Origin of the sequence: Marinobacter sp. SS5-14b, from assembly GCF_030541005.1 — a bacterium.
Classification (GTDB): Bacteria; Pseudomonadota; Gammaproteobacteria; order Pseudomonadales; family Oleiphilaceae; genus Marinobacter.
On sequence record NZ_JASSVM010000003.1, the window covers coordinates 195,739 to 208,772 of the forward strand.

The 13,034-nt window shown below is 55.9% G+C and carries 10 protein-coding genes; 5 read left to right on the top strand and 5 right to left on the bottom strand.

Annotated elements, in window-relative coordinates; translation table 11 throughout:
* The first annotated feature begins 116 nt into the window (after positions 1-116).
* Positions 117-665: a cytochrome b gene (locus QPL95_RS08540; RefSeq protein WP_303290563.1), complete on the top strand. Its 549-nt coding sequence runs from the start codon at positions 117-119 to the stop codon at positions 663-665.
* 54 nt (positions 666-719) lie between these two features.
* Positions 720-1,301, top strand: coding sequence for a YceI family protein (locus tag QPL95_RS08545; RefSeq protein ID WP_303290564.1), 582 nt, complete (start codon positions 720-722; stop codon positions 1,299-1,301).
* Between the two features lie 31 nt (positions 1,302-1,332).
* Here the strand turns inward: QPL95_RS08545 and QPL95_RS08550 are convergent, their stop codons facing one another.
* Both QPL95_RS08550 and QPL95_RS08555 read right to left on the bottom strand, forming a co-directional pair.
* Complete coding sequence (locus QPL95_RS08550) at positions 1,333-2,970, bottom strand: methyl-accepting chemotaxis protein (RefSeq protein WP_303290565.1); 1,638 nt, start codon at positions 2,968-2,970, stop codon at positions 1,333-1,335.
* Positions 2,971-3,075: 105 nt separating this feature from the next.
* Positions 3,076-3,303: a hypothetical protein gene (locus QPL95_RS08555; RefSeq protein ID WP_303290566.1), complete on the bottom strand. Its 228-nt coding sequence runs from the start codon at positions 3,301-3,303 to the stop codon at positions 3,076-3,078.
* Positions 3,304-3,510: 207 nt separating this feature from the next.
* On the opposite strand from QPL95_RS08555, the gene parC reads away from it, so the two are divergent.
* Both parC and serB read left to right on the top strand, forming a co-directional pair.
* Positions 3,511-5,805 carry a DNA topoisomerase IV subunit A gene (gene parC, locus QPL95_RS08560; protein ID WP_303290567.1) on the top strand — a complete coding sequence of 765 codons (2,295 nt, stop codon included), beginning with the start codon at positions 3,511-3,513 and terminating at the stop codon, positions 5,803-5,805.
* Positions 5,798-7,030 (top strand): phosphoserine phosphatase SerB, encoded by a 1,233-nt coding sequence (serB, locus tag QPL95_RS08565; RefSeq protein WP_303290568.1) that lies wholly within the window; start codon positions 5,798-5,800, stop codon positions 7,028-7,030. Before parC ends, serB begins: the two co-directional genes overlap by 8 nt.
* Positions 7,031-7,087: 57 nt before the next feature.
* Here the strand turns inward: serB and QPL95_RS08570 are convergent, their stop codons facing one another.
* The 3 genes from QPL95_RS08570 to epmB form a co-directional block, all read right to left on the bottom strand.
* On the bottom strand, positions 7,088-9,172 hold the full coding sequence (locus QPL95_RS08570) for an EAL domain-containing protein (protein WP_303290569.1): 2,085 nt from the start codon (positions 9,170-9,172) through the stop codon (positions 7,088-7,090).
* A gap of 172 nt (positions 9,173-9,344) precedes the next feature.
* Entirely contained in the window at positions 9,345-11,156 is a 1,812-nt protein-coding gene (locus QPL95_RS08575; protein ID WP_303290570.1) for a GTPase, read from the bottom strand.
* Between the two features lie 177 nt (positions 11,157-11,333).
* Positions 11,334-12,413 carry an EF-P beta-lysylation protein EpmB gene (epmB, locus tag QPL95_RS08580; RefSeq protein ID WP_303290571.1) on the bottom strand — a complete coding sequence of 360 codons (1,080 nt, stop codon included), beginning with the start codon at positions 12,411-12,413 and terminating at the stop codon, positions 11,334-11,336.
* A gap of 45 nt (positions 12,414-12,458) precedes the next feature.
* Between epmB and efp the strand changes: the two genes are divergently transcribed.
* Positions 12,459-13,034: an elongation factor P gene (gene efp / locus QPL95_RS08585; protein WP_303290572.1), complete on the top strand. Its 576-nt coding sequence runs from the start codon at positions 12,459-12,461 to the stop codon at positions 13,032-13,034.

The window sequence follows — 13,034 nt, forward strand, 5'->3', positions numbered from 1 at the left end:
GTTTTGTTCAGAAAAACTGATGCACGGCCGCAAAACATTTTGATTTGATTGAGCGTAGTGGGCTTCTAGACTGTATTGACGATCAATGAGCCGGCTGCCCGTGGAGACTGTTCGCAATGGCAATGCGTAATTCTGAGAATCGATATGGCTGGGCAGCAATAACAATGCACTGGCTGGTTGCCCTGGCCGTGTTTGGGCTGTTTGGTCTTGGCTTCTGGATGGTTGAGCTGTCCTATTACGATGAGTGGTATCGAAAGGGGCCAGATATCCATCGGGCTGTCGGCATTCTGCTGTTTGCGGTTGTGGTTGTCCGGCTGGTTTGGCGCATGAGCAACCCGTCACCACGGCCCTTGCCCAACCATAAACCCTGGGAAGTGTTCGCCGCCCACGTGGCGCACTGGGCGCTGTATCTGTTGATGTTTGTGGCGATGATCAGTGGTTACCTGATATCGACCGCCGACGGCTCTTCGATCAGCGTGTTTGGCCTGTTTGAAGTGCCTTCCGTCACCGGAACCGTGAAAGGCATGGAAGACACCGCAGGCGCAGTGCATTACTGGATTACCTGGGTTCTGGTTGCTCTGGCCGGCATTCATGCCCTTGGCGCATTCAAGCACCATTTTGTTGATAGAGACGAGACCTTGAAGCGGATGTTCGGGAAGTCCTGAATCGCCGCGCAATGGCCATTTTGCAGTGCCAAATTACCCGTAAAGGAGAAGACTATGAAAAAACTGATACTGGCTTCCGCTGTTTCCCTGGCCGCTATTACGTCCGCTCAGGCAGATGACCACAGCGGTACCTATGCATTCGACACCCAAGGTGCACACCAATTCATCACGTTCAAAATTTCCCACCTGGGCTACAGCTGGTTGTACGGTCGGTTCAATGATTTTGACGGCCAGTTTGTTTACGATGCCGCTAACCCCGAGAACAGCTCGGTTTCCGTAACCATCGATACCTCAAGCGTTGACAGCAACCACGCCGAGCGGGACAAACACCTGCGGAGTGAGGATTTCCTGTACGTGAGTGAGTTTGGTGAGGCGACCTTCAAGAGCAAGCGGGTCGTTCTGGATGAAGAGGGCGAGGCCGACATCATTGGTGATCTGACGCTCCGTGGCGTTACCCGTGAAGTCACCCTGGACACCGAGCTCCTGGGCCACGGTAAAGACCCCTGGGGTGGATACCGGATGGGTTTTGAGGCCGAAACCGAGTTGCGCCTGAAAGATTTCGGTATTCCGATGGATCTGGGCAAAGCCTCTGAAACGGTCGAGCTCCACATTTCGGTGGAAGGCATTCGCCAGTAATCGGTTCCCGCCTTGAAAGTGCGGTTCCGGGCTATACCCGGAACCGTCCTGTCTGTTTTTCCAGTTCGGTTGCGTAGCTTTCCAGTGATTTGCTGATGCCGTCAATGGCCTGCGAACGTTCGGCGCTTGCCGCTGCCAGATCGTTGATGTCGGTAATGCTGCGGTTGATCTCATCGATCACCTGGGTTTGCTCCTCGGTGGCAGACGCCACACTGGTGTTCACATCGGTAATGTTGGAAATGGCCTCCAGAATAGCCTGCAGTTCCTGCTCCGCTTCGGTCGCGAGTTTTTCGGTTTCTGCTGCTTCCTTACTGCCTGTTTCCATGACGTTCACCACATCGGAGACTCCGGTCTGAAGCGAGGTAATCATGGTCTGAATGTCCTCTGTAGACTGCTGCGTGCGTTGCGCCAGGGTGCGGACCTCGTCAGCCACTACCGCAAAGCCCCGGCCTTGCTCTCCGGCGCGCGCTGCCTCAATGGCTGCGTTCAGTGCCAGTAGGTTGGTTTGTTCGGCAATGCCTCGGATGACGTCCAGTACGGACGTGATATTGTCGGAATCGGCAGAGAGCTTGCGGATGACCTCAACGGCTTTGGATATCTGGGCTGCCAACCGGTGCACTTGTTTGGAGGAACTGCGGATAATCTGGGCGCTGTTGTTGCCCTTGGTTTCAGCTTCTCGTGTAATTTCCGCGGCTCGTGATGCATTACCCGCCACCTCTTCAATGGCGCTTTGCATTTCATTGATCGCCGTCGCGACCATGGAAATGGAGTCGGTCTGGCGAGTTACGCCCTCGTTGTTATCGTTGGCTGCAGAGGCCAGTTCGGCGGCGCCCTGACCGAGGTCTCGGCTGAGGCTTTGAATTGAACCGATCATGCCTTGAAGGTTTTCCAGTACTTTGTTGAAGCTGATGGCCAGTCGACCAAGATCGTCTTCGACTTCCACCGGGATCCGCTTGGTCAGGTCGCCTTCACCCTGAGCTATGTTGTCGAGCTGTTTGCGCAGGGCGGATATGGATTGAATGATCAGCTTGAGGAAGGTAGTGAACAGCAGTGCGCTCAGAATAATGGCAATCAGGGTGATGGTCAGAATGGTGGCTGAGCTGCTGGTGCCTTCAGCCGACGCCTCTGAAGAGCGCTTTTGCGCTTGCTCATCGGCATGGGCGCCCGCCTGGTCGTAGAAGTTTCTCAGCTGGTCAAAAAGCGGGCCGGTTTCACTGGCGGCCAGATTTCTGGCTTCGTCGGGGTCTCCGTTCCGGGCAAGGTCAATGACCCGGCGGGCGGACATTTCCCAGCGATCAAAGGCACTGGAAAAACCCTGGGTTACATCTGAAATGCCGGTGCCTTTCAGGCGTTCAGCGCTTTCCTGGTAGCGCCTTCTGGCCTGCTCTGCGTTTTCATTGAAGTCGTTCAGCGAGTCGGCGGTGTCTTCGCTATTGAAGGCCTGGTCGACCAGTGTCATCTGGGCGACGAGTGCCTGATATAAGTCCCGGTCACCGTTAAGGATTTCGCTCACAGAGGGCAAGTAGGTTGTGGCTATGTCATCGGTGTCCGACACAAGGTTTCGTGCCGTCAGAACACTGAATGCGCCTACGATAACCAGGGCAGTCGCGGTTATCAGAAAAGGCAGTGCTATCTTGGTACGAAGCCCAAGGTTATTTAATACGTTCATGTCACCCCCGTGGTTTTCTCTTTCTAATCACAAGAGTAGCAGGGGGCGCGAATATGTCACTTTTGATGGGGCTTTGTCTTTCGGGCTGGGTGTCGCCAGGCCCCGTTATCCGTTGGCGGACGGCTCACCGGTCTTGCACAGGTGGCGTTGGCGCAGGAACTGACCCACGAAAATAACGACCCAGATCAGGAGTCCGGCCCAAAGATAGGGTTCGGGGATCTGAAAGTTACCACTGATGGCGAACTCCACCAGCAACATCAGAACCACCGCGAGAACGGCGTTCACCAGTGCCGTTATCATGGCGTGCCCGCAGGCTTTGAGATTTGGTGTCATAGGTTTCCGCTTGCTAAGAGAAAAACGGCCTTCTAATTACATCAGCGAGAATACGGCGCACCTTACAGACTCTCCATGCGGGAATTCCGCTATTGGAAATTGGTGTATCGTAGCGGGCGTCCATATAATGACGGCCAACGTGCCCGGTATTGTTTTCGGGCATCATCGAGACATTTTAAAACAGGCAGTTAAGGCAAAGGGGCATCCATGCCAGAGTTTCAGACAACGGATGAAGGTTTCGAGCGGGTAGCGCTACGGGATTATACCGAGAAGGCCTATCTCGACTACTCCATGTACGTGATCCTCGACCGCGCCTTGCCCAATGTGGGTGACGGGCTCAAGCCGGTTCAGCGGCGGATTGTGTACGCAATGTCGGAGCTGGGGTTGAAATCCACCTCCAAGTACAAGAAATCGGCCCGTACTGTGGGCGATGTACTGGGTAAGTTTCACCCCCATGGTGACAGCGCCTGCTATGAAGCTATGGTGCTGATGGCTCAGCCGTTTTCGTATCGATATCCTTTGGTGGATGGCCAGGGCAACTGGGGTTCGCCGGACGATCCCAAGTCCTTTGCCGCCATGCGTTATACCGAATCTCGCCTGGCGCGCTTTTCGGATGTGTTGTTGAGTGAGTTGGGGCAGGGTACGGTCGACTGGACGCCGAATTTCGACGGCACCATGGAAGAGCCTTCCGTGCTGCCCGCCCGGTTGCCTCATGTGTTGCTGAACGGGACCACCGGTATTGCGGTGGGTATGGCGACCGATATTCCCCCCCACAACGTGCGGGAAGTGACGGCTGCCTGCATTCGCCTGCTGGATAAACCGGATGCTACCGTTGACGAGCTGTGTGAGCACGTCAAAGGCCCTGACTTTCCAACGTATGCAGAGATCATTACCCCGCGCAAAGACCTTCGGCAGATTTATCATACTGGCCGTGGCTCCCTGAGGATGAGGGCACGCTGGATAAAGGAAAGCGGTGAGATTGTGATCACCGATTTGCCCCATCAGGTTTCCGGTAACCGTGTGCTGGAGCAGATTGCTCAGCAGATGCAGGCCAAGAAACTGCCTATGGTGGCCGATTTAAGGGACGAGTCCGACCACGAAAACCCAACCCGCCTGGTAATCGTGCCACGGTCAAACCGGGTCGACCTGGACGGCCTGATGGCTCACCTGTTTGCCAGCACGGATCTCGAGAAGACCTATAGGGTCAACATCAACGTCATCGGCAATGATGGCCGCCCGGGCGTCAAAGGCCTGCACGAAATGCTGACGGAGTGGTTGGCGTTCCGCAAAACCACGGTTACCCGTCGTTTGCAGCATCGCCTGGATAAAGTTCTGGCGCGCCTGCACCTGCTGGAAGGCTTGTTGATTGCCTACCTGAATATTGATGAGGTGATCGAGATTATCCGGACCGAAGATAAGCCAAAAGTGGAGCTGATGGCTCGCTTCGGGTTGTCGCCTGATCAAGCCGAAGCCATTCTCGAGCTCAAGTTGCGCCACCTGGCGAAGCTGGAAGAAATGAAAATTCGGGGCGAGCAGGATGAACTGGCGATTGAGCGTGACGAACTTCAGTCGATTCTGGGCTCCCAAGACCGCTTGCGCGAATTGATCAAAACGGAACTCCTGCAGGATGCGGAAACCTACGGCGACGATCGTCGCTCGCCCATTGTTGAGCGTGAAGAGGCAAAAGCGTTCAGCGAAACCGACCTGGTTTCCAATGATCCGGTGACCGTTGTGCTGTCAGATAAGGGCTGGGTGCGGGCTGCCAAAGGTCATGACATTGACCCGGTGGGCCTCAGTTACAAGTCCGGTGACCGCTTCGCGCTCGCTGCCAAAGGCCGGAATAACCAGCAAACCATTTTCCTGGATTCAACGGGGCGAGCCTACGCGCTGATGGCTCACAGCCTGCCTTCTGCACGAGGGCAGGGCGATCCGCTAACCGGCCGGATCAATCCGCCGCCCGGTGCCACGTTTGCCGGCTTGCTGATGGGCGATCCCGAACGTAAGGCCTTGCTGGTAACCGACGCCGGGTACGGGTTTGTTACCTCCTTGAATGACATGATCAGCAAGAATCGAGCGGGTAAGGCGGTCGTGTCGGTGCCCAAAGGCGCCAGAATCATGTCGCCGGTGATGGTGCCTGAAACTGCCACCACGCTCTATCTGGCGGCCATTTCCAATGAGGGCCGAATGCTGGTGTTCCCGCTCAGTGAATTGCCGGAGCTGGCCAAAGGGAAAGGCAACAAGATTATCAGCATCCCCTCGGCGCGGGTGCAGAACCGCGAGGAATACGTGGTTGCCGTTGCGGTGTTTGGTGAAGAGGATCAGCTGGAGGTTCGGGCTGGCAAACGCAAGCTGGGTCTCAGGTTTGGCGATCTTGAGCACTATCTCGGTGAGCGTGGCCGTCGTGGCCATAAATTGCCCCGCGGCCTCCAGCGCGTGGATGGTATTGATGTGATTCCCTCTGCTGCCAGAGCCGAGGAAGAGGAGAACGTGGACAGTGAGTGAGCTGGTACTGGTGAATGTGTCCGGGCGCGATAAGCCCGGGCTGACCTCGGAAATAACCGGGATTATGGGGCGCTACGATGTTCGTATTCTGGATATCGGCCAGGCGGTGATCCACGATCATCTGACCTGGGGCATCTTGATCGAGATTCCGGACGAGTCGAAATCGTCTCCGGTCATCCGGGATCTGTTGTTTCGCCTCCATGCCCTGGACCTTCAGGTACGTTTTGCGCCCATTACGGTGGAGGAGTATCAGGCCTGGGCCGAGGGGCGGAACCGTGCCTGTTACATCGTCACGTTGTTATCCCGAGACATCAAGGCCGAGCAAATCGCGAGGGTTTCTGCGATTACCGCCCGCCACGGATTGAATATCGACAACATTACCCGGTTGTCGGCGCGGCCTTCGCTGAATTCCGCTGACAATCGTATCGCTTGCGTAGAGTTTTCGGTGCGGGGTACGCCATCGGATCTGGAGCAGCTGCGTGCCGATTTTTTGCACATCGCTGGCGAGATGAACGTGGATATCGCCTTTCAGGAAGATTCCATCTTCCGGCGCAACCGCCGCCTGGTGGTGTTTGATATGGACTCCACACTCATCGAGGCGGAAGTGATCGATGAGTTGGCGCTGGAGGCGGGTGTTGGTGAGCAGGTTGCAGAGATCACCGAAAGGGCCATGCAGGGGGAGCTGGATTTCAGCCAGAGCTTTGCTGAACGCCTGTCACTGCTCAAGGGGCTTGATGAGTCGGTGCTTGAGGGCGTGGCCAGCCGCCTGCGAATGACTGAAGGTGCAGAGCACCTGATTCGAAGCCTGAAAGCTCTGGGGTATCGTACCGCGATTCTGTCTGGTGGTTTTACCTATTTTGCTCGTCATCTGCAGCAGAAGCTGGGCATCGACTATGTCTATGCGAATGAGCTGGATATTGTGGATGGCAAGGTGACGGGACAGGTTAAAGGGCAGGTTGTAGATGGCAAGCGCAAGGCCGAGTTGCTTCTGGAGATTGCCGAAAAAGAACACATTTCCAGGGAGCAGGTGATTGCAGTGGGCGATGGTGCCAATGATTTGCCCATGCTAAGCCAGGCCGGCTTGGGCGTGGCGTTCCGTGCCAAGCCTCTGGTGAAAGAGTCTGCCAGGCATTCCATCTCGACTCTCGGGTTGGATGCTATTTTGTATCTGATTGGTTTTCGTGAGAGCGATACCAATCAAACCCTGAAAAATCCCAGCCTCTGAAACCGAAAAGGGGCGGAAGTGTTTGCTTCCGCCCCTGTTCAGATTTTCCGATTCCGGTCAGTGGTCCCCGAAGTCGTAGTTCATCTCCGGCACCGGAGCCTGCAGGTAATAGCCCTGAATGTAGTTCACGCCGGCTTGCCAGAGCGTTGCCAGCACGCTGGCATTTTCCACCAGTGGAATGATGGTGAGCTTGCCAGAGTTCTGTAGGCTCTTCACCAATTCCTTGACCTGATCTTTCACCTTGTCGCTCTTCTGGATCTCCTCGGTGAAGGAGCCGTCAATCTTCACATAGTCTGTGTCGATGTGCTTCAAGGTGTTGAACGGGTTGATGGCGCAGCCGAACTGGCTGATGGATACCTTGCAGTGCAGCTCATGAACGGCTTTGGTGAAATCCTTGGCCTGCTTCATGAAGTTGTTCGCGTCACCTTCACGAATCTGGAAAATCAGGGAGTCGCCGGGCAGTCGTGCCGCTTTCAGAGCAACACTCAGCCAGGGTGTGAAGGTTTTGTCCTGCAGGGTTTCTGCGGTGATGTTCAGGAACAGCCGGGTATCGTGGCCGCGTGAGCGGTGGCTGGCCAGCTGTTTGATGGTCTGCAGTATCACCCAGCGGTCTATCTTGATCGCTGTATCCTGCGGACCCATGGGCGGCAGGAAGTCGTAGGGTGACACTTCTTCGTTGTCCTTGTTGAGCATGCGGACAAACGCTTCGTAGTGCTCTTCACCTTCACCTCTCAGGTTAATGATCGGCTGGAACAGCAACCGGAACCGGTTGTCATCCAGCGCCCTGAGGATGGCTTCAACGGAGTTGGATTCATCCAGCTTCTCATAACTGGCCGGGTTGTAGATCACAATGCCGTTGCCGCCTTCGTGGCCTGCCTGCTTTTTGACTTCGGCTGACGCCGTGTGGGCCCGGCCAAGCAGTTCTTCGGCTTTCGGTGAGTTCTCGGTGATAGCGGCCACGCCGATGGACACCGTCAGAGGAACGGTACGGCCGTTGATATCAAACAGGTGGTCTTCCACGGCCTTGCGAACTTTTTCGCACCGGGCTTCCATGGTTTTGTCGTCGCACGGAAGGCACATCAGGCAGAAGGCATCGTCACTGAGGCGCGCCAGGGTGATGTCTTCATCGGTGTTTTCTTTCAGAAGCGTTGCCAGGTCGCCGAGCAGCAAATCGGCTCCTGAAATGCCCACCTGGCTCTTCATGGTCAGGAAGTTATCAAGCGCAATGTAGGCCAGGGCGCCGGTTTGATTATTCTTACCGGCGATGGCTATGGTCTGTGCCAGTGCGTCCATCAGGTACTGGCGGTTATACAGGCCGGTGAGCAGATCCTGGCTGCTGATCTGTTTCAGCTTCTCTTCGAGCTCTGCATCACTGTGCTCTGGCTGCAGCACAATCTGGGTGCACACTTCGCTATCGTAGGTGGCGGCCGAAACTGACATGGTAACGCTCAGCTCCTGGTCGTCGCTGCGGCGTGCGGTGCAATTGAGGGTCACGCCATCTTTGCCTTGTTCGGCAAAGGACTTCATGAATTCTTTGTATTTTTCCTGGCTCTCTGGTGTCAGCGTATCGAGTACCGGGATGCAGATGAGGTCATCGATATCCTCATAACCCAGGAATTCCATGTAGGACTGGTTAGCGTAAATGTGCATGCCGTCGTTAATGTAGGCAATGGCGTCTTTCGAGCTTTCCAGCAACAGTTGGCAGCGTTGTTCGGCTTCCCGCAGGTGAGATTCCAGTACCCTCCGTCTGCGGCGCTCGTCCAGCGCTGCCAGTTCCCGTTTGACCGCCAGAACCAGCAGGTCGGTGTAGTCGAAGGGGATGGCATCCTGGGCTCCCGCCCGCATGATGCCAACCTCTCGCTCTCTGTTGGGCTCTTTGGTAAGAAGAATGAACGGGATGTCTTTGTCCATCCGTTTTACCATGGCCAGGGCATCGTCGGCCCCGAATTCCTGTTCCAGATCCCGGGCAAGCAGCAAGTCCCAGTTCGAGGCCTTCAGCGTTTCTTCGAGGTCTTCTTCCGAGGTAATGCGGTGTGCTCGGGTGGCTTTGCCGGAGTTCCGAAGCAAGCTAACCATTGTTTCGGCGTCGTTCTGGTCTGGGTCAAGAATCAGCAGGTGTACGGTGGCGTTTTTTTTCTGCATTCGTAAGACGTCTCATGGTACCCGTTGATGGTGCCGGCCCGCCTTCATTGTTGAAGACGGTGGATGCTGTGTTTTTGATAAACGACAAGCAGTCGGCTGATCACTCAGGCTGAATGATGCAGGGGTTAGCGTTTAATAACAACCCTGGCAAACCCTGCATTCACCGTCTGGATCAGAGCGAAGGCCACAGGGAATCGAACTCATCTTCGGTAGTGCCAGGGCCGGAAGATGGCGCGCCATTCTGACTGGTCAACGCCACCGGGCTTTGCAGTTTGAGTTCAAACTGGCTGATGCTTCCCGTTGCCGACACCTTTTTAAGCAGTTGCCCCTGGTCCTCGCGGCCGTCATGCAGCAGTGAGATGCGGCTGCCGCTCTGGAAAGGCAAGCGGGGGGTAATGAGGGTTGCTGCCTGATTGACGACGCTGATTTCCGGCAGCAGAAGGCCTCTCAGATATTCGCTGCTGTTGCCGACTTTCTGGATCAGCCGCACCGCACAGGGCGACGCGCTGGGTGCCAGCAACTCAATACCCACCTGGGTGCCCTGATTTTTAATCTGCCTTAACCATCGAACGACAGCGATGCTCCAGGGGTGCGATCGTTGTTCCCTGACGCCCAGTACTTCTCCGGCCTGAAGGGTGGTCGGTATATTGGTTTCCCAGGCAACACAGTAGCCACCCGGGCTGGTGTTGATCAGTAATGCGTGATGGGATTTGGGCCGGGCCCGATCCTGCCCGGGTGTGACTGCATTGCCGGCGGCACCCCGAAAGTTGATGGGGGTATCTGCCGAGTGCAGTCGGTCGTCTTGTGGTCCGGCATCGTGGGCGCCAGACCAGGCATCGGCTTGCCGGTTTGCCTTGCGGATAAACAGGTTGTCCTGCTCGTGGTGATCGCTTTCGTTGCCCTCAAGGAACTCGGAAAAGGCTTTCTGGCCTGCCACAAAATAGTGGGCTGAGGTCAGGCCGACACACACTTCGAGCGTTCCCTGACTGGAAATGCGGTTGAAGTTCCGCTTTGCCAGAATTCCGAGTGCCTGGCTCAGGTGAGTCAGCAAGGTATCGCTGACAGCCGGGGGGATGTTCAGTGGTGTGTCTGCCGTTCTGTGGTCGCGGCGTGCATGCAGAGCATCGGCCAGGTGTGAGGACAGAACCCGGGTATCGAAGCCAACGCTCTCGTCGCCGGGTTGGCTGTCCAGCAGGCTTCGATAGACCGGTGGCGAATCCTTCTCCATGTTGACGATGAACAGGCTGTCCGAGCCTGCGTCCGGGCCGCCCTCGCACCAGGTTGTCCAGGATTCAAACAGTTCGTAAACGTGTGTGAGTTCGGACTGCCGCAACTGGTTGGGGCGTGAGCATCCCAGTAAGAGTATGCGTTTGTAGCTATCAGCCACCGTGCTGGACCGCCGGTGTGTCAGCGTGTCGTCATCCACATCCTGGGTGCCAAGCTTGTGGCGACTGGCAAACCGGAACAGGCGGTGACACTCCAGCCAGCTTTGGGCCGGGCTGGGGCAGTACAGTTGGTGGGACCTCAGAATGGTAGAGCCCAATTCGGCGATTGCCCGGTGGATTGCGGTGGCAATCGCCTTGCGGTTTTTGTCCACACCGCCGTGATCAATGAACTCCAGTACGCAGAGCTTGTAGCCGCTGGCCAGGTGGAGCTGAAGTGCCTGGGTGAGGTTGGCGATTTTCTTCTGCTTTTCCGGTAAGGCGATTGCCAGCCCCAGAAAATGCCTGGAAAGTTCGTTGCATACGAAATGAATCTTGTCCCGAACCAGTTCAAGGAACTGCATGCGTTGCTGTGGTGTCAGGAACAGGTGATTCAGCTCAATAATGGCATGGTAAAGCTGTCGGGAAGCTTCACCAATGTTGGCCATGGGTAGCTGGTCAATCCAGGCACGAAAAGCCTTGGGCGTCGTGTCACAAAAAGACAGGCTAGCTGTTTTTTGCTCGGGAACCTTGAGTTCGGGTTTCAGGATCATGCCATCCATGTTCTCACGCCAGTGTCTGGATTGCGTTAGGTGCTTTTCGACGAAAACGCCGAAAATACAGGCCGTTATTGTTTCTGTACATTGAACTGTAAAATAGCAAAGCAGAGACAAAAAGCGAGAAAATCACGAGTTGACAATCTTTAACAAGTGAAAAAGGGCCAACATCTGCGACAGGTCTCACGAATTGACGGGAATCGGAGTCTTGCTGGCCTGGCCTGGCACCTCTCTGACCAGCCTTGGAACCAGAAAGCCTGGCAAGTGTTCCAGCATTTCACCGACTATCTCTGCGGCCCGGGAATCGCTCACGTTGAAATGGTGCGCACCGGCAACCGGATCAAAAGCGTGGAGGTAGTAGGGTAGCACGCCGGCTTCAAAAAGCGTTTCGCTCAACAACGATAGCGTTGCACTCGAATCGTTAACACCTTTCAGGATGACGCTTTGGTTGAGCAAGGTGACGCCGGCATCCTTGAGTCGCTTCAGTGCCTGGCGCGTGGGGCTGTCTATCTCGGCCGGGTGATTCACGTGTACAACCACCACTTTCTGCAGCCGGCTCCGGTTCAGCCAGGCAAGCAAGTCGTTGCAAACCCGTTGGGGAATGACCACCGGCAGCCGTGTATGGATACGCAACCGGCGAAGGTGCGGCACCGTATCGAGCATCTCTGCCCACTGGGCCAGCAGTCGGTCGTTCACTGACAAGGGGTCGCCACCGCTCAGGATAACTTCGTTGATTTCCGGGCTGGCTGAAAGGGCGGTGATCACCTCGCGCCGGTCGTTCGGGCTTAGCCTGTGATCGTCGTATGGAAAATGCCGACGGAAACAGTAGCGACAGTTGATGGCACATTGGCCGGTCACCATCAGCAGGGCCCTGCTTTTGTATTTCCGGATTAATCCGGGCGTCTGGAATGCCGTTGTTTCTTCCAGGGGATCTCTGATAAACCCGGGTTGCTCAAGGCTTTCATCAGCAAACGGCATAACCTGACGCAGTAAGGGGTCTTCTGGGTTTCCGGGCTCCATTCGCTGGATGAAGGGCTCCGGCACCCGGACAGGAAATTGCTTGTGCCCGCCCTTCGCGCCCTCAAGCCACGTTTCGACAGGCAGGCCCAGGCGCTCCAGCAGTTGTTCGGGCCGGCAAACGGAGTTGCTGAGAATCTGTTGCCAGCTCTGACCTTCAGCGGGTGCATCAGATGCGGTGCAGAAGCTGGTTGGCAGATGGCTGACATCGCGGGCTTCTATACGGGCAGGGGTTCGCTGTATCATAGCGACCTTTGAAATTTTAACGACAGTATGTCAGGTGGACATTTCATGGCTTCATATTCTACCAACGAATTCCGCGGCGGTCTCAAGGTTTTGCTGGACGGCGACCCTTGTATCATTCTGGAGAACGAATTCGTTAAGCCCGGTAAGGGCCAGGCTTTTAACCGTGTCAGGCTTCGTAACCTGATGACCAACCGGGTTTGGGAGCGCACGTTTAAATCCGGTGAAAGCCTGGAGTCGGCCGATGTGATGGATCAGGACATGGAGTACCTGTACACCGATGGCGAGTTCTGGCACTTCATGCTGACTGACGGCTCTTTCGAGCAGTACGCCGCAGATGCCAAGGCCGTTGGCGATACCATCAAATGGCTCAAAGAACAGGATGTATATACCGTTACTCTATACAACGGCGCTCCACTGTCAGTAACACCGCCGAACTTTGTTGAGCTTGAGGTGGTGGATACCGACCCGGGCATGAAGGGCGATACCGCTCAGGGCGGCTCCAAACCGGCCACTCTGTCTACCGGTGCCGTGGTGAGCGTGCCTCTGTTCATCGTTATCGGTGAGGTTCTGAAAGTGGATACTCGTACCGGCGAGTACGTTAACCGCGTCAAGAGCAGCTGA